Raw genomic sequence first — 25,362 nt, forward strand, 5'->3', positions numbered from 1 at the left:
CCCCTGTAATTTTGTACATATGAAACGCGCCTACAAATATCGGTTTTATCCAACACAGGATCAGATTGAGTTTTTAGCTCAAACCTTCGGCTGCGTGCGTTTTGTCTACAATTCAGTTCTTCGCTGGCGAACTGATGCGTACCGCGAACGACAGGAGAAGATCGGCTACATTCAGGCCAATGCCCGACTAACCGCCCTAAAAAAAGAGCCTGAATTTACCTGGCTGAATGATGTTTCCTGCGTCCCGTTACAGCAGACTCTTCGCCACCAACAGGCCGCCTTTTCTAACTTCTTTGCGGGGCGTGCCAAGTACCCGACATTCAAAAGCAAACACCACAAACAATCTGCTGAATTTACGGCGAGTGCCTTTAAATACCGTAACGGCAAGCTGTACATGGCTAAAAACACAACGCCACTCTCTGTTCGCTGGAGTCGTGAACTCCCCTCGACACCTTCAACCGTCACAATTTCCAAAGACGCATCAGGTCGATATTTCGTGTCCTGCTTGTGCGAATTTGAATCAAAATCACTGCCTGTTACCGCAAAAATGACGGGCATTGATATGGGTTTAAAAGATTTGTTCGTCACCGATAGCGGATTTAAAACCGGCAATCCCCGCCATACGGCGAAGTACGCGAAACGTTTAGCGTTGTTACAGCGCCGATTGAGCAAGAAGAAAAAAGGTTCAAGGAACCGTGCTAAAGCAAGATTAAAAGTCGCAAAGCTCCACGCTAAAATTGCTGATTGCCGAATGGACAGCCTGCATAAGTTGTCCCGCAAACTGATAAACGAGAACCAAGTTGTTTGCGTTGAATCCCTGAAAGTGAAAAACATGCTCCGTAATCCCAAACTATCGAAAGCGATATCCGATGCCGGATGGGGTGAATTTGTGCGGCAGCTACAGTACAAGGCGAAAGGGTCTGGACGCTCTGTCGTTGCCATAGTTCAGTTTTTCCCGTCCTCAAAACGCTGTAGCTGTTGCGGCTTCACCATGGAAAAAATGCCACTTGATGTTCGTCACTGGCACTGCCCTGAGTGCGGAGCTGACCATGATCGAGATATCAACGCGGCGCGTAATATCAAAGCTGCCGGGCTGGCAGTGTTAGCCCACGGAGAGCCTGTAAATCCTGAATCGCAGCACGCGGCTTAGGTTCGGCTCTGTGAAGTGGGAGTCTTCGCCCTTTAGGGCGGGGAGCAGTCAAAGACGACCGAAATCCTGTAGCCTCAATGCGATAGCTTATTTAAGGTGATTTCGCCGGGCTGTGCAACCGTGTGGAGCAAGATCTGTGGAGATCAAACTCGCTACGTAGGAGCGCTGCATGCTGCGACTGTTTGGATAATCAATGGTGAGCCGGTGTCCACTGTTTCCCCTCACCCCAACCCTCTCCCCAAAAAGGAGAGGGGGCCGGTACGGCGCTATAGTCAGGTATGAGAGACAATCTGTAACACCAACGATCAAGTCAAAACGTAGGGGCGCTGCATGCTGCGCCCGTTGTAGTGTTTACTGCTGGGAAGGTTTGGCGGCGCTGTTCTCCCGTATTTCTTTGACCTGATCGGCAGTGACCGGAGCGGCGTTATTCCCCCAACTGGAGCGCACAAAAGTGGCAATCTGGGCCACCTGCTGGTCGCTCAGACGCCAGCCAAAGTCCGGCATGGTGAGTCCGGTAGGGGCGTCTATAGTCATCGGCGTACGTGAACCATTCAGAATGATGCTGATCACCGAAGCAGGATCTTCCGCCAGCAACGCCGGATTATGGGCCAACTGTGGGAAGGTATTGCGATAGCCCTGACCATCGCTGCGGTGGCAGGCGGCGCAGTTGTCCAGATAAGCCTGACCGCCTGGGTTGCCTTGGCCGGTGCTGTAGAGTGCCAGCGGCTGGTTGGCCGTTGGCGTTATTTGCTCATCCCCCGCAGGTAGCGATTTCAGATAAGCGGCGATCGCCTGCAAATCCTCGTCGCTCAGGTGCTGAGTGCTGTCTTGTACCACGTCCACCATGGAGCCAAAGGCGGCAAATCTGTCGCTGTGGCCGGTTTTTAGGAAGCGGGTCAGATCTTCCGCGTTCCAACTACCCAGCCCGCTGAGCGCATCACCACGCAGGCTGGCGGCATGCCAACCTTCTAGTGTCCCACCGCTCAGATAAGCGTCATCAGTCTGGTTCAACGCCTTCTCCTGGAAGCCAATGCCGCGTGGCGTATGGCAACTGCCGCAGTGGCCCAATCCTTGTACCAGATAAGCCCCACGGTTCCATTGTGCGCTTTGGTTAGCGTCTGGCTGATAGGCGCCATCCTCGCGGAAAATGCCGTCCCACATCGCCAACGGCCAGCGCATATTCAGCGGCCAGGGGATATCGCTAGCCTTGTTCTGCTGCACCACCGGCGTTACCCGTTGGGTGAAGTAGAGATACAGATCGCGTAAATCCTCATCATTGATTTTGGCGAAAGAGGGATAGGGCATGGCCGGGTAGAGCCGAGTACCATCGCGCCTAATGCCTTTACGCAGGGCGTCGGCAAACGCTTGAAGGTCGTAGGCACCGATCCCGGTGGTTTTGTCTGGGGTGATATTGGTGGAATAGATCGCGCCAACCGGGGTGGTCATCTTCAGCCCACCGGCGAACGCCATGCCACCTGGTGCGGTATGGCAGGCGGCACAGTCACCAACGCGGGCCAGATATTCGCCATGAGCGATTTGCCCAACCTGGTGGGTATCCTCGGCGGCCTGAGCGCTGGCGCTTAATACCAGCAAGGCCAGCAGCGAGGGGGTTAATCCTTTCATCGTCTTCTCCTTGCGTATCAGGCCTGAACCAACGGGCCGGGGTTGTTCAGATACTGATTACGGATCGCTTCCGCTGAATAATAGGCCAGCGCACCGACGATCCCGGTGGGGTTATAAGCCAGGTTCTGCGGGAAGGCGCAGGCACCGGTGACAAACACGTTGGGCACGTCCCAGCATTGCAGGTACTTGTTCACCACGCTGGTTTTTGGGTTGTCGCCGGTGATTGCCCCGCCGGTAGTGTGGGTGGATTGGTACGGGCGCACGTCATAGTGCGAACCGCTGCCCATCACCGAAATTGCCATCTGCTTCGGCTCCATGGCCTTGGCGATGTTCGCCATCTTGCTGGTAATGTGTTGGGTCATCTTGATCTCGTTAGCCTTCCAGTCGAAGGTCATGCGCAGCAGCGGTAGCCCATAGGCATCCCGATAGGTGGGATCGAGATCGAGATAGCAGTCGCGATAGGGCATCACCGAGCCTTCAGAGCCAATGCTCATCGAGTGCGGATAATTATCTTTGATGCCTTGCTTCCAGCCACTGCCCCAGGTGGGCGTTCCTGGCGGTAATGACATCTGTTGGATCGGGCGGCCACCGGTGCGGGTGGCGGAAATATAGGCACCACCGATAAAGCCCAACTCGCCGTGGTCGAAGTTTTCCGAGTTGAGGTCGTCGATCACCGTGCCTGCGGCTCCGGCTCCGATGAACGGGTTGAAGTGGGTGTCCTTATCGTAAAATAGCGAAATGCCGCTGTTCATCTGATAGGCGTAGTTCTTGCCAACGACCCCTTCGCCAGTGACGGGATCATAAGGTTTACCGATGCCGGAGAGCAGCAGCAGACGCACGTTATGCAGCTGAAAGGCGCTGAGGATCACCAGGTCCGCCGGTTGTTCAATCTGCTGGCCCTGGGCGTCGACATAGGTGACACCGGTGGCCTTTTTGCCGCTGCTGTCCAGATTGACCTTGATAACCTGCGACTGGGTGCGCAATTCGAAGTTTTTCCGCTTCATCAGCACCGGCAGAATGGTGGTTTGCGGTGAGGCCTTGGAGTACATAAAGCAGCCGAAGCGCTCACAGTAACCGCAGTAGTTACAGGGACCGAGTTGCACACCGTAGGGATTGGTGTAAGGCTCCGAGCAGTTGGCTGCTGGAATGCTGAACGGGTGATAGCCAAGCGACTCGGCCGCCTTGCCAAACAGCGAACCAGAATAGAGCTGCTTGAGGGGGGCCGTGGGATATTCGCTAGTGCGTGGCCCTTCGAACGGGTTGCCGCCTTTGACGATGTTGCCTTGCAGGTTACCGGCTTTGCCTGCGGTGCCACAGACCTTCTCGAACTTATCGAAGTAAGGCTCCAGCTCGGTGTAACTGAGAGGGTAATCCTGCAACAACATGCCTTCTGGCACCCATTTGTCGCCATACTTTTCCGTCACTGTGGTACGCATTTTCAGATCGGCGGGCAGGGCGCGCCAGTGCATGCCGTTCCAGTGGACGCCAGCACCGCCAACGCCGTTGCCGGGCAAAAAGGATCCAAGCTGACGATAAGGCACGGCAAAATCCGCTGGCGTGTGGCGCACGGTGACGGTTTCATGTGCCATCTCCTGCTCGAGTTTCAGGCGGATGCCATAGGTCAATTCGTCCGCAATCCGTGGATAGGCAAAATCAGGGTAGGTATCGCGCTGCTCACCGCGCTCCAGTGCCAATACGCTCAGGCCGGTTTCGGTCAGTTCCATGCCCATAATGGCACCGGTCCAGCCAAATCCGACAATGACCACGTCTACCGGTGGCTTTTTTATCGTGCTCATTTATGCATTCCTTTTGCTGGAGATACTTACCGGGCCAAGGGGATAAGCCTGATTGGGATGATCGACCCAGTCGGTGTAATCTGCCCGCGCACCAGGGAAACCGATCAGCTTCCATGAGGCCATCGACTGGTTACCGCCGTGCTGTGGATCGGCCAGATAACCCTCTTTGGTGTTTTGCAGCAGTTGGCTGAAAAAGGCTTTGCCGGGCAGGGTTTCGGAGTCCAGCCCACCTTTCTCCAGCGCCGTCAGAATCTGCTCTTGCTGGGCATGATCCAGATCCGCAAAGGCTTTCTGGTACTGCTGCTGGCAGTGCGCATTGAGGCCGCGAATGCCAATGCGATAGGTATCACGCGGAGTCAGTTTGGACTGATAGCCTAATTCAGGGGCAGAGGGAACAAACGGCGGGTGCATATACCACAGGCCGCCGTGACCATAAGGCGTTTCCATCTGCTTATCGATAAAGATCGGCACGCCTTCTTCGACGGCTCCGGGGCCATTGCTATCGCTGGGGATCAGTCGATCGCAGGCCGCCAGCAGAAAACGCCATTCTTCGTTATTGAAATAAGCGGGAACATAGTGAGAAGAGATACCCGCCGCCGAGGCTGGCAGAGGCGTCATCGTCAGAACGCCGGTACCTCCGGCTGCGGCCAATGGGATTAACGCCAAAGTCTTTTTAAGAAAGCTCCGCCTGGGCGGTATAGAAGGGTGCTGTTGCGACATAGTTCCACCTTGAATATGTTTCACAGAAATGCCCGCGTGCGGATCAGGTACGCACTGCCGCTGTCTTGGGCAGTAACGGGCAGAGGGAGTTGCTATCCCATGACCAATAAAAATTAGCAAGCTACTGGTATGGTGATTCAAGTTTAAGTCTTGGCAGCTAAAACAAACAATAAAGCATCTGTTTCAAAACATTTTCTTCACATTGTTTTTGATTTAGATCATTTCATTAACAATTTGCCTTGACTATTGCCCCTAACGAGCTTCGGCTGATTGGTCTATTCGCTGGATTGAATTGGTCTGTATGATGCGATCTGGCATCGGTATATGCTGCTGTGGAGAACCTGCTTTTGCAGCAACCAGACGGAATACTTTTATGGCGATAAATCAATATGGTCAGCCGGTGGGCGAACCCTTGGCGCAATGGCATGCCTTGCCACGGCCGCAGGCGGTGACGCTGACGGGCAAATTTTGCCGCCTCGCGATGTTGGATGCCGAGCGGGACTTTGCCGCGTTGTTTGCGGCTTACCAGCTAGCGCCAGACGGCCGTGACTGGACTTACCTGATGAGGGAGCGACCGGATAGCCCGCAGGAACTGCGTGCGCATCTGGAAAACCTGCAGGCCAACCCGGCGCTGGTCAATCTGGTGGTGTTCGATTTAGCCACCGATATGCCCGTCGGCACGGTGGCCTTTATGCGGATTGAAGAGGCTAGCGGCGTGTTGGAAATTGGCCACGTCTGCTGGTCACCGCTGATGAAGCAGCGCTCCTGCGCCACCGAGGCGATTTACCTGATGCTGCGCCATACCTTTGACGAGCTGGGTTACCGCCGCTGCGAATGGAAATGCGATAGCCTGAATGCGCCTTCGAGGCAGGCAGCGCAACGCTTTGGGTTCCAATACGAAGGGCGCTTCTTGCAGGCATTGGTCACCAAGGGCCGCAACCGGGATACCGACTGGTTCGCCATGATCGACCAAAACTGGCCCCAGATGCGTAGTGCGTTCGAAGGTTGGCTGGCTGACGAGAATTTTGGTACCGACGGCCAGCAGATACAGCGTTTGCAGGCGTTTATGCCTTGATATGTAGGGGGGCGAACATGTGGATGTTCGCCCCTATGTAGCTTACTGCTCGCTCAGCGCCGCTTTATTTCTTACCTGCTTGGCCTCGAAGCGTGAAATCCACCACCAGGCCAGAGCCGAGAACACCGCGGTCATACAGACGTTGATAAAGAAGGCTTTCATCAGATCGACCCCCGGCGGGAATGCCGATGCCGTCATGCTGACCACAAAGATGGTGATCAGCACCGAAACCACGCCCATTCCGAACTTGCGCGACCCCATGCGGAACTCGCGCGGCGTATCGTCATGCTTCCAGCGGAACACGAAGTAGGCCACCATGATAAAGATCGGCGGCAGCATCGCCGTACCAGCCGTCAGGTTGATCGCGGTGTTCATCATCTGCTGTACCGATTCGGAACCAAAGCCGTTAACCACCAACATCACGAACACGAAGGCAAATTGCCACCATGCAGCACGTACCGGAACGCCATGTTTGTTCAGCTCGGTCGTTTTCTGGCCGTAAACGCCTTTCGGGATCTCGGAGAAGTGGATCTTCACCGGCGCGGAGGTCCACATCATCATCGAACCAAAAATGGCGATAAACAGCACGATGCCCACCAGACGGCCCACCAGCGTTTCGGAAATGCCGAAGTACTTGGCCATTCCGGTGAAGATTTCCACCATGCCGCCTGCGTAGGTCAGGTTTTCACGCGCAACAAACACGTTAACCAGCAGGGAACCGACGGCATACATCCCGCCGATCACCGCACCGGCAATGATAATCACCTTGATAAACGACTTCTGGCCCCCTTTGACGTCATTGAGGTAGGCCGCCGCCGTTTCTGCACCGCCAGCCGCCTGGAAAATCCAACACATGATGCCTAACGTTGCCCAGTTCACCGTCGGCGTCATCGCCTCCAGCGTAATAGGCTGCGCCGGGACGTGATCGCCACTCAGCGCCATCAACGCGCCCAGCACGTAAATCGCAAACAGGGCGAATACCCCATAGGCGACGACTTCGGCAATCTTGCCCAGCCAACTGGCACCCTTGGTGGAAATATGGGTGGTGGCGGCAAACAGTACGATCGAGATGATCGATACCATCACCGGGGAAAAGGCGTATTCGCGGCCCATAATGGCGTACGACGCATAGGCAATCACGTTAGGCAACAGTGATACAAACCAGAAAAGGTTGACGAACCAATACAGGAACGACCCCATATAGGCTGCACGGGTGCCCAGAGGCTGTTTTAACCAATCGTACATCCCCGATTCCGAGTTCTTATTGGCGGACACAAACTCCGCGATAATAAACACAAAGGGAATGAAGTAGACCAGGGTTGCAAACAAAAATACCGGGGCTGAACTCAAGCCCAGTTCAATGTTGTTGTTGACGATATTGCGTACGTTGAACACCGCCGCAAAGGTCATCGACAACAGGGCAAACTTGCCAATCGTGCCACGTAAAGAATCGGACATAGCGTCCTCCGATGAACAACATGAATGATGAACTCAATCTGGATTGAGCGGGAGTGATTTCCCGCCCGGTTCGCTTCATAATCAGCAGGATCACTTGTTCAACATGTAGCCATCCTCAATGGTGACCCGCAGCACCACTTTTCTCACCCGGTTATCGCCGTGGAAGCGGTAGGCCTCCCGATTGTCAAAAATCGCCAGTTGCCCGGCACGTAATTCGCAGGTTTGCCCGGTGCCTTGCAGATATTCGCGGTCGGTTTCATCGCGGTAGGCCTCAACGGGGGTGAGGGCTGATTTCTGCGCGAACTCCACCGTTTCGCCGCCCTCGAGGTAGTATTGGATGGTGAAATAGCGACGGTTGCCTTCAAAGGTCGAGCGATTACAGGTGACGCCGTCTTCAATCATATAGACCAGCGTATCGCCGATGGAGTGCATCACGCCGTCTTTGATATTGGCAATGTTGTCAATGGCTTCCACACAACGGTTCCATTTGCGGCCGTCCCGGTAAACCACTTTGAATTGTTCCAGGTTGTCTAATACGTGCATGGATCAGGCCTCATTGGTGGTTGGAGTGAAGAAGTCATTGGCAAAGTCATGGTTGGCCAGCGCCTGGGCGCTGACGTCACCGGCTTGCAGCGGTAGCAGGGTCAGGCCATAGCGGAATGGCGCCATGTAAACCCGGTAGGAGTCGAGGACTTCGCTGCCCCATGAGTTGGAACCCAGCCCCATCACTTGGTGGTCAAGGTTGAGGGTGATATATCCACTTGGTTGCAGCTCATTGGTATGCTGCGCCTGATGCAGGTTCTGGCTGGTGTACTCCCAGGTGCTGAAATTGATCGGTTGCTGCGGTTTGACCAGCAGACCGGTACCGTGACGATTGGTGAGCGCGGCCCAGCGCACATGCTGGCGGTTACCGTTGTTTTGTGGGAACGGATAGTGCTCGAACATCTCGGCCACCGTGGTCTGGTAAATATCGATCAGGTTGGCTTGCTGGCTGTCCTGATAGTTTTCTTCCGGGCCGCGGCCATAGTAGTTCACCCGATCAAAGCCGCCGTTAATGCCGATATCCAGCCCGATGGCCGGGATCACGTACGGGTAATCGCCGTAACGCTCGCCGCTGAGTTCCACGTTGAGCTGGCCTTCGGCATTGATCTGGTAGCGGTAGCAGCAGCGCATGCCGAAGTCGAAGACCGGCGGGGCGATGATGCTGGTCACGGTGATTTCAACGCGGCCATCGGCCTGAACGACGTCCAATGTGCGGAAGTGCTCTTGCATGATTTGCAGATGAGCGGGTTCCCACAGGCCCTGATACTCCTGTTTATGGTTATCGATCATCGGTTTGAAGAAGCTTAACGCCGGAGCAGAGGCGATGATTTCTTCCCCGTAGCTCATCCAGGAGGTTAGCTTGCCGTTCACCTTGGAGAAGGTCAGCGTAAAGTCCTGGCCGCTGATGCAGTATGCCAGGCGGCTTTCCGCTACCCGGAGAGGCAAGGCGTTGAGGTTGGTATAGGCTTCCGTTTGCGCAGTGTTCTCTTTGAGCTGGAACTGGTACACCGCGATATCATGATTTGCCGGGCTGTACAGCGTGCTGGAGTTCTTGCGCACGGTGAAGTTCACAAAGGCTTCGCGCTCATCCAGTTCAGGCAGTTCAAGGCGGATTTCCCGTGAAGAGTTGGCTGCCAAATCTTTCAGCCGCAGAGGCAGCGTTGCCAGCGTTTCCCCTTCTGCGCGGATTTCGGCGGTGAGGGTGTAATCATCCAGATTGGTGAACCACAACTTGTTCTCGACCAGGAAGGTGCCAAGGTGAGGCTCAAGCGCACGGATCTTCACCGGCGCAATAACCTGCTTGTACTCCTTCAGGCCCGGCCCTGGGGTTTGATCCGGGAAGATCAGCCCGTCCATGCAGAAGTTGTAGTTGTTCGGATAGTCGCCGAAGTCGCCGCCGTATTTGTAAAACGCCTGGCCTTGCTCATCGTGCGCCAGGATGCCGTGATCGCACCACTCCCAAACGTAGTGGCCCTGAATATGATCGTGCTGGTAAAACACGTTCTGATATTCCGTCAGGCCGCCGGGGCCATTGCCCATGGCGTGCGCGTATTCACAGATGATGCGTGGTTTGGCATGCGGGTGTTCACCAAACTCGTTCATCAACGGCGCACGGGTATACATGGTGGAAATGATATCCACCACCTCGGCGTCGCGGTCTTCTTCGTAGTGCACCAGGCGGGTATCGTCGATGGCCTTGGTGGCATGGTACATCGCATGGATGTTGCAACCGTAACCGGACTCATTGCCCAGCGACCACATCACGATCGACGGATGGTTCTTCTGCGCGTGAACGTGGCGCACGATGCGATCGACGAATACCGTTTCCCAGGCCGGATCGTTGGTGATGCGGCTCAGATCGCCCACGTTGGCAAAACCGTGGGTTTCGACGTCGGTTTCGGCCATCACGAACAGCCCGTAAATGTCGCACAGCTCATAAAAGCGCGGGTCGTTAGGATAATGGGCGGTACGTACCGAGTTGATATTGTGCTGTTTCATCAGGATCAGATCTTTTTCGACGCGATCCATGCCTACCGCACGGCCTTTCAAATGGTCGTTATCATGGCGGTTGACGCCGTGCAGCATCACATACTGGTTGTTGATGTAGAACAGTCCGTCACGCACCTTGATATCGCGGAACCCGACGCGCTGAGGGATCACTTCCAATACGGTACCGCTTTGGTCTTTAAGCGTGATAAACAGCTGATAGAGATAAGGGTTTTCCGCTGACCACTGGATTGGATTGGCCAGATTGATAGCAAAATGGGTCTGCGTTTGTGCGCCTAGGCACTGCTGTGCCAGGAGGTTATCGTTATCAAACAGGGCATACTCGACCACGTAGTCTGCTAGCGGTGCGCCGGACAGGTTTTCGATCTCCAGTGCGCAAGACAGGGTCGCGCTTTGGTAGTCATCGGCAAAATCGGTGCGAACGGTCAGATCCTGCACGTGAACCGGCTCTTTGCCCACCAGATAGACATCGCGAAAGATGCCAGCTGTCCACCACATATCCTGATCTTCAATATAGGTCGAGTCCGCCCACTGCATAACGCGCACGGCGAGCAGGTTTTCCCCGGAGTGCACGTAACCGGATATATCAAATTCGGCGGTCAGGCGGCTGCCCTTGCTGAAGCCGACATACTGGCCGTTGACGTACACTTCAAAATAGGTCTCGACCCCATCGAATTTGATGATGGTCTGTTTTCCACTCCACTGTTCACCAAGTGTAAAGCTACGCTGGTAAGCACCGGTCGGGTTGTCTGTCGGCACGAAAGGGACATCGATCGGGAAGGGGAAGCCTTCATCGGTGTATTGCAGGATGCCGTGGCCTTCCATTTGCCACATGTTGGGTACCGTGATCTGGCCCCAGTCAGTCATCCTTTGTGAATAAAAGTCTTCGGGCACCAGCAGCGGGTTGGTGAAGTAGTTAAAGCTCCATTGGCCGCTGAGTGCCATAAAGTGGCTGCTGAGGGCGCGCTGAAAGGTTTGGGCACGCTTAAGCGAGTCATATGAGAAGAAGTAGGCGCGGGGGGCCATTCGGTTCTCATGCAGGTGTTGAAAGTTTTCCCAATTATTCACGTCATCTCTCCTGGTCTGAATGCTGTAGGTCGCAGTCTTGGCATGGAATGCGTCAATGCTTGGAATGGATTTTAGTAAAACATTTACTAAAATATAGCCGATGATTTGTTTTACTTTAACTCGATCACGCTTTATGCCCGATGCGCTGGTGGATCTGTGATCGGGTTAAAGGAATGGCAAATTGGCGTGGTAGGCGAGGAATAGTGGCAGAAATTGACAGATTCCGAAGTAAAAAACCTCGTAATTATTAGTGTTTTTTACTAATAATTAGGCGTTTGGATGCGAGATAGGTGCTTTAGCGGGCGCACATACGGCGCCCCTACATGGCGAGAATTGAGTCGTCAGGTTACTTGGTGGTTTCACGCAGTTTTAACTTGCTGGGTACGTAGACCTGCAGCGGCAGGGCGCGGCCATCACGGAATTTCTCCAGCAGCAGGTTGACCCCTTGGATCCCCATCATTTCCGAGTGGATACGCACGGTAGAAAGCGGTGGGAAGGTAAAACGCGCGGTCGGGATATCGTTGACGCTGATCAGGGCGATGTCCTGTGGGATTTTCAACCCCAGCTCATGAATGCTGCGTAACACCCCAATGGCAATGGAGTCTGAGGCGACAAACAGTGCGGAAGGGTAATCCTTGGTTGCCAGCATCTTTTTCGCCAGCTCATAGCCGGAGGCGCTAGAGAAATCGCCACGGTAGATATCTTGCTCGCGGACTACGCCTTTCAGCCGCCCATATTCTACAAAGGCCGCTTCGCGGATATCCGCTTTATTCGGCTCATCGGCACCGCCGATAAAACCGATGCGTTTGGCCCCGTGCTCAATAAAGAAGTCGATGATCTCTTTGCTGATTTTTGTCAGGTCGATATCCACCGAGTCGTATTCGGAACCGGGCTCATTAAAATCAATAAAGCAGATGTTGTCGGTTAACGCCGCTGCCTTACGCAGGATCTCAGGCGCAGGTTTACTGACGATCAGCACACCGGTGATCTTTTTCAGATCCGGCAGTTGGTTGTTTTTGTAGCAGTTGGTGAGTTCAATTCCCAACCTCTCGCACTGGGTTTCGATGCCGTGACGGATGGAAAGGTAGTAAGGATCGTTGATTTCCATCTCTTGCTTATAGCTGTACAGCGCTAGCACGTGATGCTGTACCACCGCGTTAGTCAGATGCTTTTTGGCACTGCTGGTCTTGTATTCCAGCTTTTCGGCAATTTCCAGAATGCGATGCTTGGTCTCTTCTTTGACGTTGAGCGTGGGATCGTCATTCAAAACCCGGGAGACCGTCGCCAATGAAACTCCTGCTTCGGCCGCGATGTCTTTCAGCGTTGCCATATCTATCCTTATCTCACAGCCTGAACGGCAAACTTCGTTATCTGGCATTGTAAGTGATGTCGGCGAACTTTCATTAGTTTTTAGTAAAAAATAAGGGTTGCGGGATTTACGGGTTCACGTTTTATGTGCCCGAAGGCCTGAAATCAATACCTTCAGGCCGTGCCGCCAATAATGCCTGGTTGAATAGCTTCTTAAGCTGCTATGATTAACACTCATTAGCTTGATTTCTTTGAATTAATCGACGCGAGAAACTGTATGAAGCCTAAATCTGTCACGCTGAATGACGTCGCCGACTATTCCGGAGTGTCGTATCAAACCGTGTCGCGGGTATTAAATCGTGCTGAACACGTTTCGGGTAAAACCCGCGCGAAGGTCGAGCAAGCAATGGCTGCGTTGAATTACGTACCAAACCGTGTCGCACAGCAACTTGCAGGTAAACAGAGTTTTACGCTAGGGCTGGCGACCACCGAACTAGCGCTGCACGCACCTTCCCAAATCGCTTCGGCAATTAAAACGCAGGCGAACCAGATGGGATTTAACGTGGTGATTTCCATGGTGGAAGATCTTAGCGTTCAGGCCTGTCGCACTGCGATAAATGAGCTGTTGTCGCAACGGGTGGATGGATTGCTGATTAATGTTTCTCTCTGCGCTGAAGATTCTCACGCTATTGAACAAGTTTGTGGCAAGGTGCCTGCGCTGTTTTTGGACGTCGACCCTGATTCTGATGTCTCCAGCATTCTTTTTGATCCCTATGAGGGGGCTCGTCAAGGGGTAGAACATGTCGTTGCTCTTGGGCATCGTGATATAGCACTGATTACCGGGCCGCTGGTCTCGATTTCGGCGCGTTTGCGCTATCAGGGGTGGCTGACTACGTTAACGGAGTGTCAGTTGAAGCCTTGTTCGGTGCTCCATGGCGATTGGAGTGCGGCTTCCGGTTATCAGCTTGCCGGGCAGATCCTGAGCTTGCCGAAACACCCAACGGCGATATTGATTGCCAACGATCAAATGGCGTTAGGCGTGCTGCGTGCTCTGCAGGAGTATGGGTTGCAAATTCCGGTGCAAATGTCGGTAGTGGGTTACGATGATACTGAAGACAGTGCTTATTATTACCCCCCGCTGACAACCATTAAGCAGGACTTTCGGATGTTGGGGCAGGAAAGCGTTAAACGCCTGGTTCAGTGCCTGGAAGAGCGACATGTGCCTCATGCCGGTTCTTTGCGTTTGACGACCAGTCTGGTGCAAAGGCATACAACGGCAGTTATGAATCAAGAGAAGGTATCGCTGCAAACTTTATCTCAGGAGTTGCTGCGTATCGCACGCCAAATCTCCGCGCTCGAGGGAAAATAGCCGCCAACGCCAGGGATCGGTTGCGATCCCTGAGCTTAATTTGTGACTGACCTCGCTTTCCCAAGGATATTTGCTTTACACCTCTACACGTACTGTTCATTTTATTGTTAATTGTGAGCGTATAACATTTTGGAGGGGAAGCATGAACGCATCTCAAACAGGGAAATCACTCAGCGCTGTTTTATCTCGTCGAGACTGGGAAAATCCTGCCTGTACGCAATACCGTCGCCTACCAGTACACCCGCCATTTCAAAGCTGGCGCAATGAGCAAGATGCCAGAGAAGATAGAGCTTCAGCGCAGTCTGTTTCATTAAATGGGACCTGGAAGTTTAGCTATTTTAGTCAGCCAGAACGGGTGCCGGAGACCTGGCTACAGAGCGATCTGGATAACGCTGATGAAATACAGGTGCCGTCAAACTGGCAATTGGCAGGCTATGACGCACCGATTTATACCAACGTCACCTATCCGATCCCGGTTAACCCACCCTTCGTCCCGGTAGAAAATCCTACAGGATGTTATTCGCTCACATTTAATGTCGATGATGGGTGGCTATCGCAGGGGCAGACCCGGATTATTTTCGACGGTGTCAATTCTGCGTTTTATCTGTGGTGCAATGGTCACTGGGTTGGCTATTCACAAGACAGCCGTTTACCTGCTGAATTCGATCTCAGCGATGTTTTGGTTCCAGGGGAAAACCGGCTGGCGGTGATGGTATTACGCTGGTGCGACGGCAGTTATCTGGAAGATCAGGATATGTGGCGCATGAGCGGGATTTTTCGCGATGTCAGCCTGTTGCATAAACCCGCCACTCATCTGAGCGATATCACTATTACCACGCCATTAAGCGACAGTTTCCGCCGAGGGGAATTGGTGGTAGAGGTGCGAGCTCATCAGCCACAACAACACCGGGTGCAGGTGCAACTGTGGCGTAAAGATGCTCTGATCGCCGAGAAAATGCAGGACTTCGGCAGCGAGATTATCGATGAGCGCGGCGCTTATGATGAGCGCACGACTCTGCGTTTGTCGGTGGATCAACCCGCCTTGTGGAGTGCAGAGACGCCAGCACTGTATCGTGCAGTGGTCAAGTTGCTCTCCCCAACCGGTGAATTGGTGGAGGCTGAAGCCTATGATGTGGGTTTCCGACAGATTGAGATCAGCAACGGCTTGCTAAAGCTTAACGGACAGCCGCTATTGATACGTGGCACCAACCGGCATGAGCACCATCCAGAGCATGGTCAAGTCATGGATGAAGCCACCATGCGTCAGGATATCCTGCTGATGAAGCAGCATAATTTCAACGCTGTGCGCTGTTCCCATTATCCGAACCACCCGCTGTGGTACAAGCTGTGCGATCGCTACGGCCTGTATGTAGTGGATGAGGCTAATATTGAAACCCACGGCATGCAGCCGATGAACCGGCTAAGCAACGATCCGCTCTGGCTACCCGCCATGAGCGAGCGAGTTACGCGCATGGTGCAGCGTGACCGTAACCACGCTTGTATTATCATCTGGTCATTGGGCAATGAATCTGGCCATGGGGGCAACCATGATGCTCTGTACCGCTGGATAAAAAGCGAGGATCCTACCCGTCCGGTACAGTATGAAGGCGGCGGAGCCAACACAGCCGCAACGGATATTATCTGCCCGATGTACGCAAGGGTTGAGCAGGATCAATCCTTCCCAGCGGTACCCAAATGGTCGATCAGCAAGTGGATCGGTTTACCCGACGAACAGCGTCCGCTGATCCTGTGCGAGTACGCCCATGCCATGGGCAATAGCTTTGGCGGTTTTGATCGTTATTGGCAGGCTTTTCGTAAACATCCGCGACTGCAGGGGGGCTTTGTCTGGGACTGGGTCGACCAAGGTCTGACGCGTCTTGCCGATGATGGTCAATCATACTGGGCCTACGGCGGCGACTTCGGTGATACGCCTAATGACCGCCAATTTTGTCTAAACGGGTTGGTATTCCCCGATCGCAGTCCGCACCCGGCACTGTTTGAAGCACAACGTGCCCAGCAGTTTTATCAGTTCCAAATGCTCGAACAGCAGCCGTTAACGATTGAAGTGAACAGTGAGTATTTATTCCGTACCAGCGATAACGAGCGGCTTTATTGGAATGTAGCCTTGGACGGGAAAGCTATTGCACAGGGCGAGGTTGAACTGTCATTAGCGGCGCAGGGTACGCAGAGAATCGTACTGGGTGACATTCCCGAGCTGAAAGAGAGCGGTGAGCTGTGGTTGAACGTGGAGGTTCGCCAAATCAAGGCAACAGCATGGTCTAAAGAACATCATCGTTGTGCCTGGGACCAGTGGCGTTTATCTCGACCATTAACCTTACCAACCGACCACAGTGACGTTCAGGCGCAGTCACCTCGGTTGAACGAGCATAATGACGCTTTCAGCATTGAGTGGGGGACACAGCGCTGGCAGTTCAATCGGCAAACCGGTTTGCTTGAACAGTGGTGGCAGGATGAAAAAGCTGCTCTGTTGACGCCGTTACGCGACAACTTTACCCGCGCACCGCTTGATAATGACATTGGGGTGAGCGATACCACTCACATCGATCCTAATGCATGGGTAGAACGTTGGAAGAGAGCTGGTATGTACGCGCTAGAAACGCGCCTACTGCAATGTGAAGTTGATGCGATTTCCCAAGGCGTGCAGATCCGCACAGCCCATGCTTATACCTTCCAAAACAACATCATGTTTATCAGCCGCAAGACCTTTTTGATTAACTGCCTGGGTAAACTGCATATTGATGTCAACGTTGATGTAGCCCATGGAATTCCAGCGCCGGCGCGGATTGGCTTGAGCTGCCAACTTGCGGAGGTTGCTGAACGCGCATCGTGGCTGGGGTTAGGCCCACACGAAAACTACCCTGACCGCCAGCTTTCCGCTCAGCTTGGGCGGTGGACGTTACCGATTTCTGAGCTACATACGCCATACATTTTCCCAACGGAGAATGGATTGCGTTGCAATACTCGGCAACTGAATTTTGGCCACTGGCAGTGGCAGGGGGATTTCCACTTTGGCCTCAGCCAATATGGCCAGCAACAATTGGCTGATACCTCGCATAACCATTTGTTGCGTGCGGAGCAGGGGGTTTGGGTCAATATAGATGGTTTCCATATGGGGGTCGGCGGTGATGACTCATGGAGCCCGAGTGTGAGCCCAGATTTTATCTTGGATGCTGAGCACTATAACTATAAGTTGGTTTGGCAGTACGGCGGATAATACTTATTCATCACAGGATGGATTCTTATTTGCACTTGTTTACCCCAGTCATATGGTTATCTATGTGACTGGGGGAGTGGGTTTAGCACCTTCCCGCAACTCGAGTATTTAAAATACGGAAAAGTATCTATCTCCTACCTGATGAAAATATAAATAATGTCGCGTACTTGAGTATGAACTCAAACGCGCTTGGGTTTTGCACAAGGAGTTCGCATGTACTATTTAAAAAACACTAACTTCTGGATGTTTGGGCTGTTTTTCTTTTTCTACTTCTTCATCATGGGCGCCTATTTTCCGTTTTTCCCTATCTGGCTGCATGACATCAACCAGGTCAGTAAAAGCGATACCGGTATTATCTTTGCCAGCATCTCCTTCTTCTCATTACTGTTTCAGCCGATATTTGGCTTGCTGTCGGATAAGCTGGGGTTGAGAAAACACTTGCTGTGGATAATCACAGGGATGCTGGTGTTGTTTGCGCCGTTCTTTATCTATGTTTTTGGCCCGTTACTACGCACCAATATTTTTTTAGGCTCCATTGCGGGTGGGATTTATCTTGGCTTCATTTATAACGGAGGTGCGCCGGCTATTGAAGCGTATATAGAGAAAGTAAGCCGCCGTAGCTCGTTTGAATTTGGCCGCGCGCGTTTATTTGGCTGTGTGGGCTGGGCGTTGTGTGCCTCTGTGGTTGGCATCATGTTTACCATCAACAACGAATTTGTATTCTGGTTAGGCTCTGGTTGTGCCGTGATACTGGCGATCCTGTTACTTATCGCCAAGCCTGAAACCGGCAGTACCGCCCAGGTTGCTGACAAATTGGGCGCTAACACCAAGCCATTTAATTTACGCTTGGCGTTCGAATTATTGAAAGACTCAAAACTGTGGTTTTTAGCCCTGTACGTGGTAGGCGTTTCCTGTACCTATGATGTGTTTGATCAGCAATTCGCCAACTTTTTCACTTCGTTCTTCTCTTCTACCGATCAAGGAACGCGTGTTTTTGGTTATGTCACCACGATGGGGGAGTTGCTGAATGCCTCAATCATGTTTTTTGCACCGCTCATTGTGAATCGTATCGGTGGAAAAAATGCGCTGTTGCTCGCGGGGCTAATCATGTCTATACGTATTATCGGCTCTTCATTTGCCTCTACGCCGTTAGAGGTGGTTATTCTGAAAACCTTGCATATGTTTGAAATTCCGTTCCTGATCGTCGGCTGTTTTAAATATATCACTTCGGTATTTGAGGTGCGTTTCTCTGCCACTATTTATCTGGTTTGCTTCTGTTTCTTTAAACAATTAGCCATCATGTTTATGTCGGTCTTTGCCGGGAATATGTATGAAAAAGTCGGCTTCCACGGAACCTACCTTATTCTGGGGCTTATTGCGCTAACGTTTACTCTGATATCAGTCTTCACTTTGTCGGGGCGTGGGCCGCTGTCAGCTTTTAAACGTGAACCTGAAGCCGTAAGGGATATGGCATAGTCAACGACAAGGATAATGCGATGATGACGCAACGGGAAAAGTTAGCCAGTGGGTGTTTATACACTGATATGGATGAAGGTATGGCAGAAGAGCGCCTGCGCGGAAAAGAATTGGTTTATGACTTTAATCATACGCGGCCTTCAGAGCGGACAAAACGTGAAGCGCTGATCCAACAACTGATGGGAAGGATTGGCAAGAACTTTTGGATTGAGCCGCCACTGCATGTTGCCTATGGTAGCCAGATCGCTATTGGGGAAAACTTTTATGCCAACTTTAATCTGGTTGTGGTGGACGACGGTAAGGTCCAGATTGGCGATAATGTGATGATTGCACCGAATGTCACGATATCTACCACGGGGCACCCGGTGGATCCTGCGGTGCGTATTACCGGCCAGCAGTTTTCTTTGCCCGTAACCCTTGAAGATAATGTCTGGATTGGGAGTGGGGTCATCATTAACCCTGGCGTTACCATTGGTCGTAACAGCGTTATTGGTGCTGGAAGCGTGGTGACCAAGGATGTGCCTGCAGACGTGGTTGCTGCGGGCGTTCCCTGCCGCGTACTAAGACCAATCGGTGAGCACGATCGAGTTTTCTACCATAAAGGGCGGCGTTTCACAGATAGCTCACTATAAAACGGCAAGATAATCTTTTCGCTGCGTAGGGTCGCTGATCTTGCCGGCTTGTTGTTTCATAGGTGATCTGGCTGTGGGGGCAGGCTCAGCTCGGTTAAAGTTTACCCGCCCTTGGGCGGGTAACTAAAGAGCCTTTAAAGATACAAGGGAAGACGCTTACTTCAGCTCGTCAACCATGGTGGTGGCGCGGCCAATGTAGTTTGCTGGCGTCATGGCTTTCAGGCGGGTTTTCTCGTCTTCCGGCAGTTCCAGACTATCGATAAAGGTTTGCATACCGGCCGCATCCACGCGCTTGCCACGGGTCAGCTCTTTGAGCTTCTCATACGGTTTTTCGATGCCGTAGCGGCGCATCACGGTCTGGATCGGCTCGGCCAGCACTTCCCAGTTGTGATCCAGCTCGTCCAGCAGGTGCGCACGGTTCACTTCCAGCTTGCTGATGCCTTTCATGGTGGCCTGATAGGCAATCAGCGCATAGCCCAGGCCCACGCCCAGGTTACGCAGCACCGTGGAGTCCGTCAGGTCACGCTGCCAGCGGGAAACCGGCAGTTTGCTAGCCAGATGGCCCAGCACCGCGTTAGCCAGGCCCAGGTTGCCTTCGGAGTTCTCGAAGTCGATCGGGTTAACCTTGTGCGGCATGGTGGAAGAACCGATCTCACCGGCAATGGTTTTTTGCTTGAAGTGGTTCAGGGCGATGTAACCCCAGATATCACGGTCAAAGTCGATCAGGATGGTGTTGAAACGTGCCACACAGTCGAACAGCTCGGCGATATAGTCATGCGGTTCGATCTGGGTGGTGTACGGGTTCCAGGTCACTCCCAGCGAAGTGACAAACTCTTCGCTGAAACGGTGCCAGTCTACTTCCGGATAGGCCACGATGTGGGCATTGTAGTTGCCCACCGCGCCGTTGATTTTACCGAGGATCTCAATGCGCTCTAACTGGCGATATTGACGCTCCATCCGGTAGGCCACGTTGGCAAACTCTTTACCCACGGTAGACGGGGTAGCGGGTTGACCATGGGTACGTGACAGCAGCGGAATATCACGATATTCCAGCGCCAGCCCTTTGATGGATTCGATGATCTTGCGCCAGTGCGGCAACACCACATCCTGACGCGCAGTGTGCAGCATCAGTGCGTGGGACAGGTTATTGATGTCTTCAGAGGTACAGGCGAAGTGGATAAACTCGGACACGGCGTGCAGAGCCGGTACCGCTTCCACTTTCTCTTTCAGGAAGTATTCCACCGCTTTCACATCATGGTTGGTGGTGCGCTCGATGGTCTTGATGCGCTGGGCGTCTTCTTCACTGAATTCTGCGACGATCTTATCGAGGTAAGCGTTTGCGTCGGCGTCAAAAGCGGGAACTTCTTTGATCTCTGCGCAAGCGGCCAGTTTTTGCAGCCAACGTACTTCAACCTGCACGCGGAATTTCAGCAAGCCATACTCGCTGAAAATGGTGCGCAGTGCGCTGACTTTATCACCGTAGCGTCCATCAATGGGGGAAACGGCGGTCAGTGAGGATAATTCCATCGGTAGCAACTCCTGGGAAGTTTAACAATGAGCAACGATATTTTGCGCCTGCTTGAGCAGACGATTACGGGAAAACATTAACTGCAGGCGGCTACCGCCAACCTGCTGCCACAGCACGGCGGCACGAATACCGGCGAGCAGGGTGGCACGAACCTTGGCCTGCACCTGCGGATTTTGCAAGATGGCGGGTGAACCTGTTACCTGAATACGCGGCCCTAATGGTGCCACGACATCGACATAGATACCGGCCAGGGCGCTGATGATGGTATCTGAACCCAGTTCATAATGCGCCAACTGACGCTCCAACTGGCTCAGGCGCTCGCCGAGCGTATTCATCGCCGTTTTGTTGGCGTTCAGCTTGCGCTCCAGCACCATCAGGCTGATGGTGTAGCGGGTCAGCTCGGCGGCGGGGCCTTTGTTATTGGCGTTGAGTACACCAATCAAGGTTTCCAGCCCCATCTTAAGGTTACGCTCTTCACCGCCGAACACCGCCAGGGTAGAAGGCGGATCCATCTGCAACAGGCTGTTGAGTGAGGTATGGAAGGCTTCGCCATCCATTTGCCCTTCGTGCGCCAACTGCTGTACCAGACGGGCCGCTTGGCTAATCCCGGCCATGGCCAGCGTGATGTCGTAATAATTCTTCGCCACGGTTACTCCTGTATACGCTGTTCAATAATGCCGCCGCCCAGGCAGATATCGCCCTGATAAAACACGGCGGACTGGCCTGGGGTGACGGCTGCGACCGGCTCGTCGAAGCGGACTTCGATGCGCTCGGCGTCTAGCGGCGTCACGGTGCAGGGAATATCCTGCTGGCGATAACGGGTTTTAACCGTACAGCGCAGAGGTTGTGTCAACGGCAGGCGATCCACCCAATGTAACTGCTGGGCGATCAGGCCGATAGACATCAGGCGCGGATGTTCGTGGCCTTGAGCGACCACCAGAATATTGTTGGCGACGTCTTTATCCACCACGTACCACGGATCTTCGCTGCTGTCTTTCATACCGCCGATACCCAAGCCTTTACGCTGGCCGAGGGTGTGGTACATCAAGCCCTGATGTTCGCCGATGGTTTGGCCGTCGACGCTAACGATTGGGCCTGGCTGTGCTGGCAGATAGCGGCCCAGGAAGTCGCGGAATTTACGTTCGCCGATAAAGCAGATACCGGTAGAGTCTTTTTTCTTGGCGGTAACCAGTTCCAGTTGCTCCGCAATGCGGCGTACCTCTGGCTTTTCCAACTCACCGACCGGGAACAGGCTTTGCGCGACCTGCTCGTGGCTCAGGGTATACAGGAAATAGCTTTGGTCTTTGTTACCGTCGACGCCGCGCAGCAGGCGGCTTTTGCCGTCCACGTCCTGGCGGCGGACATAGTGACCGGTAGCGATAAAATCCGCCCCCAGATCTTCAGCCGCAAACTCCAGGAACGCTTTGAATTTGATTTCTTTATTGCACAGGATATCCGGGTTAGGGGTACGGCCTGCCTTATACTCTTCAAGGAACAGCTCGAACACGTTGTCCCAGTATTCCGCTGCGAAGTTCACCGTATGCAGCTCGATGCCCAGCTTGTCGCAGACGGCTTGCGCATCGGCCAAATCGGTGGCGGCCGAGCAGTATTCCTCGTCGTCGTCTTCTTCCCAGTTCTTCATGAACAACCCAGCGACCTGATAGCCCTGTTGTTGTAACAGATAGGCGGTAACGGAAGAGTCGACGCCGCCGGACATTCCGACGATCACTTTTTTCTGGCTGTTGTCTGACATGGGGATCTCACGAACTTGAACACGTACTGTGCGATAAAAAACAAGCGCAGGATTTTACCACGTTGGCCGCCTGCGCGCACGGCCCTTATTTGCCGTTAAAGCGGCCAGTTAAAGCTGGCAACCAGCGACAACGGGTAGCGTTCCGGCTGCTGATAACAACGGATCGTCTCGGCCACCAGCGGTGAACGCAGGTTTTCAGCCTCCAGGATCTGCTCGGCGGTCAGCCACAGACAGCGGTCGATGTCATCGTCTTGCGGTTCGGTGGGCAGCGGCTGCTCCAGCTCAATCACAAAGCAGAAGCGCAAAAACGGCGTGCGGTCTGGCGCGATCCACTGATGCATCCGCAGGAAAGACTGCGGCGTGGCACGGATGCCGGTCTCTTCCCACAGCTCGCGCTCGGCGGCCTGGACCAGCGTTTCATCCGCTTCGAGATGGCCAGCCGGTTGATTCCACAGGGCTTTACCGTTGATGGTTTCTTCGACCACCAAAAATTTACCGGCGGCATGAACCACGCAGGCAACGGTGACGTGCGGCTTAAACATGGCGGTTCCTTATAGTGAATCGACGGTCTGCCATTCCCCAGGTTGCAAGCTCCCCAGGGAAAGATTGCCCATACTGTAACGAATCAGGCGCAGGGTAGGGAAGCCGATATGTGCCGTCATGCGACGCACCTGGCGGTTTCGGCCCTCGTAGAGCGTGATTTTCAGCCAACTGGTGGGGATGGTCTTGCGTTCCCGGATGGGCGGAGTACGTGGCCACAACCATTCTGGTTCTTCGACCAGCTCCGCTCCGGCGGGCAGGGTTGGCCCATCGGTCAGCGTAACGCCAAGGCGCAATGCAGCCAGATCGCTCTCCTGGGGTTCGCCTTCCACCTGCACATAATAAATCTTACCGGTGCGTTTGCCGGGCTGGGTTAGTTGCGCCTGTAGCTTTCCGTCGTTGGTCAGCACCAGTAAGCCTTCGCTGTCGCGATCGAGTCGCCCGGCGGCATAAACATCGCTGAAAGGAATGAATTTTTTCAGAGTGACGCGTCCGGCTTCGTCGGTAAACTGTGGTAACACATCAAAGGGTTTGTTGAAGATAACCACTCGCCGCGGCGCCTGCGATTTCTGGCGTGCTGCGGGTTTACTGCGGCTGAATCGTTTAACTTGGTGATTTTTAACAGAGAATTTAGTCATGGTCTTTGAGATTTCGAATGATAAGCGCATTATAGCCTAATCCGTTTCGGATTGGCGCGAGCTGAATATTCAAGTAGTATTGACACGCATCTTACAAAGCATTAACAAAAATTGCGCTTGAAGACAGAAAGGAGAGGTTGATGGAAAGCAAAGTAGTTGTTCCGGCAGAAGGTAAAAAGATTACGGTTGATGCCCAGGGTAAACTGGTTGTTCCGCATAACCCTATCATCCCGTTCATCGAAGGTGACGGTATTGGCGTTGACGTTACTCCTGCCATGATCCACGTGGTGGATGCAGCGGTTAAAAAGGCCTACCACGGCGAACGTAAAATCTCCTGGATGGAAATCTATACTGGTGAAAAATCCACCCACGTTTACGGGAAAGACGTGTGGCTGCCGGAAGAAACACTGGAACTCATTCGTGACTACCGCGTAGCGATCAAAGGCCCACTGACTACGCCAGTGGGTGGCGGTATTCGTTCTCTGAACGTGGCACTGCGCCAGCAGCTCGATCTGTACGTGTGTCTGCGCCCGGTACGTTATTACCAGGGTACACCAAGCCCAGTTAAGCAGCCTGAGCTGACCGATATGGTGATCTTCCGTGAAAACGCCGAAGACATCTACGCCGGTATCGAATGGAAAGCGGGTTCTGCAGAAGCCGACAAAGTGATCAAGTTCCTGCGTGACGAAATGGGCGTGAAGAAGATCCGTTTCCCAGAGCAGTGCGGTATTGGCGTTAAGCCTTGTTCCGAAGAAGGCACCAAACGCCTGGTTCGTGCGGCCATCGAATATGCGATCACCAACGATCGTGATTCAGTGACGCTGGTTCACAAAGGCAACATCATGAAGTTCACCGAAGGTGCCTTCAAGGATTGGGGCTACGAACTGGCACGTGAAGAGTTCGGTGGTGAACTGATCGACGGCGGCCCATGGCTGAAAATCAAAAACCCGAACACCGGTAAAGAGATCGTGGTTAAAGACGTGATCGCCGACGCCTTCCTGCAGCAAATCCTGCTGCGCCCGGCTGAGTACGACGTGATCGCCTGTATGAACCTGAACGGTGACTACATCTCTGACGCCCTGGCAGCTCAGGTTGGCGGTATCGGTATTGCCCCTGGTGCCAACATCGGTTCCGACTGTGCGCTGTTTGAAGCTACCCACGGCACTGCACCTAAGTATGCTGGCCAGGACAAAGTGAACCCAGGTTCCATCATCCTGTCCGCTGAGATGATGCTGCGCCACATGGGTTGGTTCGAAGCTGCTGATTTGATTGTTAAAGGCATGGAAGGCGCTATCGCTGCCAAGACCGTGACTTACGACTTCGAACGCCTGATGGAAGGCGCTAAACTGCTGAAATGTTCAGAGTTTGGCGACGCTATCGTTAAACACATGTAAGTGTGATTTAGCGTTGAATGATAACGGGAACCTGATGGTTCCCGTTTTT

At 53.4% G+C, this 25,362-nt stretch carries 19 protein-coding genes; 7 read left to right on the forward strand and 12 right to left on the reverse strand.

The window, feature by feature from the left end; genetic code table 11:
* Positions 1 to 19 precede the first annotated feature (19 nt).
* The gene (locus ACKWMY_RS12090) at positions 20 to 1,150 is read left to right on the forward strand and encodes an RNA-guided endonuclease InsQ/TnpB family protein (RefSeq protein WP_409486347.1); all 1,131 of its coding nucleotides are present in this window, start codon (positions 20 to 22) and stop codon (positions 1,148 to 1,150) included.
* Positions 1,151 to 1,501: 351 nt separating this feature from the next.
* On the opposite strand, the gene ACKWMY_RS12095 is transcribed toward ACKWMY_RS12090, so the two are convergent.
* Genes ACKWMY_RS12095 through ACKWMY_RS12105 form a run of 3 tightly spaced genes read right to left on the reverse strand, consistent with a single transcriptional unit; the run spans position 1,502 to position 5,289 of the window.
* Positions 1,502 to 2,773, reverse strand: coding sequence for a c-type cytochrome (locus ACKWMY_RS12095; protein ID WP_409486348.1), 1,272 nt, complete (start codon positions 2,771 to 2,773; stop codon positions 1,502 to 1,504).
* Positions 2,774 to 2,790: 17 nt separating this feature from the next.
* A complete protein-coding gene (locus tag ACKWMY_RS12100) occupies positions 2,791 to 4,569 on the reverse strand; it encodes a GMC family oxidoreductase (RefSeq protein WP_065685938.1) in 1,779 nt (592 codons plus the stop codon).
* Positions 4,570 to 5,289, reverse strand: coding sequence for a gluconate 2-dehydrogenase subunit 3 family protein (locus ACKWMY_RS12105; RefSeq protein WP_024529942.1), 720 nt, complete (start codon positions 5,287 to 5,289; stop codon positions 4,570 to 4,572). It lies immediately after the preceding gene.
* Positions 5,290 to 5,662: 373 nt separating this feature from the next.
* Between ACKWMY_RS12105 and ACKWMY_RS12110 the strand changes: the two genes are divergently transcribed.
* Positions 5,663 to 6,364, forward strand: coding sequence for a GNAT family N-acetyltransferase (locus ACKWMY_RS12110; RefSeq protein WP_074032130.1), 702 nt, complete (start codon positions 5,663 to 5,665; stop codon positions 6,362 to 6,364).
* A gap of 42 nt (positions 6,365 to 6,406) precedes the next feature.
* Here ACKWMY_RS12110 and ACKWMY_RS12115 read toward each other — a convergent pair whose 3' ends face one another.
* The 4 genes from ACKWMY_RS12115 to ebgR all read right to left on the reverse strand — a co-directional run bounded on the left by ACKWMY_RS12115 (position 6,407) and on the right by ebgR (position 12,770).
* Positions 6,407 to 7,822: an amino acid permease gene (locus ACKWMY_RS12115; protein ID WP_024529944.1), complete on the reverse strand. Its 1,416-nt coding sequence runs from the start codon at positions 7,820 to 7,822 to the stop codon at positions 6,407 to 6,409.
* A gap of 90 nt (positions 7,823 to 7,912) precedes the next feature.
* Entirely contained in the window at positions 7,913 to 8,365 is a 453-nt protein-coding gene (locus ACKWMY_RS12120; RefSeq protein ID WP_409486349.1) for a beta-galactosidase subunit beta, read from the reverse strand.
* A gap of 3 nt (positions 8,366 to 8,368) precedes the next feature.
* Positions 8,369 to 11,440 carry a beta-galactosidase subunit alpha gene (gene ebgA, locus ACKWMY_RS12125; protein WP_409486350.1) on the reverse strand — a complete coding sequence of 1,024 codons (3,072 nt, stop codon included), beginning with the start codon at positions 11,438 to 11,440 and terminating at the stop codon, positions 8,369 to 8,371.
* Positions 11,441 to 11,786: 346 nt separating this feature from the next.
* Positions 11,787 to 12,770, reverse strand: coding sequence for a transcriptional regulator EbgR (ebgR, locus tag ACKWMY_RS12130; RefSeq protein ID WP_024529947.1), 984 nt, complete (start codon positions 12,768 to 12,770; stop codon positions 11,787 to 11,789).
* Between the two features lie 255 nt (positions 12,771 to 13,025).
* On the opposite strand from ebgR, the gene ACKWMY_RS12135 reads away from it, so the two are divergent.
* From ACKWMY_RS12135 to ACKWMY_RS12150, 4 genes are all read left to right on the forward strand, one after another.
* Positions 13,026 to 14,117: a LacI family DNA-binding transcriptional regulator gene (locus tag ACKWMY_RS12135; RefSeq protein WP_409486351.1), complete on the forward strand. Its 1,092-nt coding sequence runs from the start codon at positions 13,026 to 13,028 to the stop codon at positions 14,115 to 14,117.
* Between the two features lie 142 nt (positions 14,118 to 14,259).
* The gene (locus ACKWMY_RS12140) at positions 14,260 to 17,352 is read left to right on the forward strand and encodes a beta-galactosidase (protein WP_409486352.1); all 3,093 of its coding nucleotides are present in this window, start codon (positions 14,260 to 14,262) and stop codon (positions 17,350 to 17,352) included.
* A 213-nt stretch (positions 17,353 to 17,565) separates the two neighbouring features.
* Positions 17,566 to 18,828, forward strand: a complete 1,263-nt coding sequence (locus tag ACKWMY_RS12145; RefSeq protein WP_074032135.1) for an MFS transporter — start codon at positions 17,566 to 17,568, stop codon at positions 18,826 to 18,828.
* 23 nt (positions 18,829 to 18,851) lie between these two features.
* Positions 18,852 to 19,460, forward strand: coding sequence for a maltose acetyltransferase domain-containing protein (locus ACKWMY_RS12150; RefSeq protein ID WP_409486354.1), 609 nt, complete (start codon positions 18,852 to 18,854; stop codon positions 19,458 to 19,460).
* A gap of 156 nt (positions 19,461 to 19,616) precedes the next feature.
* Here the strand turns inward: ACKWMY_RS12150 and purB are convergent, their stop codons facing one another.
* The 5 genes from purB to rluE form a co-directional block, all read right to left on the reverse strand.
* Positions 19,617 to 20,987: an adenylosuccinate lyase gene (gene purB / locus ACKWMY_RS12155; RefSeq protein ID WP_074032136.1), complete on the reverse strand. Its 1,371-nt coding sequence runs from the start codon at positions 20,985 to 20,987 to the stop codon at positions 19,617 to 19,619.
* Between the two features lie 21 nt (positions 20,988 to 21,008).
* Positions 21,009 to 21,635, reverse strand: coding sequence for a high frequency lysogenization protein HflD (gene hflD, locus ACKWMY_RS12160; protein ID WP_021804670.1), 627 nt, complete (start codon positions 21,633 to 21,635; stop codon positions 21,009 to 21,011).
* A gap of 2 nt (positions 21,636 to 21,637) precedes the next feature.
* The gene (mnmA, locus tag ACKWMY_RS12165; protein WP_021178255.1) at positions 21,638 to 22,741 is read right to left on the reverse strand and encodes a tRNA 2-thiouridine(34) synthase MnmA; all 1,104 of its coding nucleotides are present in this window, start codon (positions 22,739 to 22,741) and stop codon (positions 21,638 to 21,640) included.
* A gap of 95 nt (positions 22,742 to 22,836) precedes the next feature.
* On the reverse strand, positions 22,837 to 23,283 hold the full coding sequence (locus tag ACKWMY_RS12170) for an NUDIX hydrolase (protein WP_024485963.1): 447 nt from the start codon (positions 23,281 to 23,283) through the stop codon (positions 22,837 to 22,839).
* 9 nt (positions 23,284 to 23,292) lie between these two features.
* Positions 23,293 to 23,919, reverse strand: a complete 627-nt coding sequence (gene rluE, locus ACKWMY_RS12175) for a 23S rRNA pseudouridine(2457) synthase RluE (RefSeq protein ID WP_065686209.1) — start codon at positions 23,917 to 23,919, stop codon at positions 23,293 to 23,295.
* 140 nt (positions 23,920 to 24,059) lie between these two features.
* Between rluE and icd the strand changes: the two genes are divergently transcribed.
* Positions 24,060 to 25,313 (forward strand): NADP-dependent isocitrate dehydrogenase, encoded by a 1,254-nt coding sequence (gene icd / locus ACKWMY_RS12180; RefSeq protein WP_021804667.1) that lies wholly within the window; start codon positions 24,060 to 24,062, stop codon positions 25,311 to 25,313.
* Positions 25,314 to 25,362: the final 49 nt, after the last annotated feature.

Source organism: Serratia sp. J2, from assembly GCF_046269175.1.
Taxonomy (GTDB): domain Bacteria; phylum Pseudomonadota; class Gammaproteobacteria; order Enterobacterales; family Enterobacteriaceae; genus Chania; species Chania fonticola_C.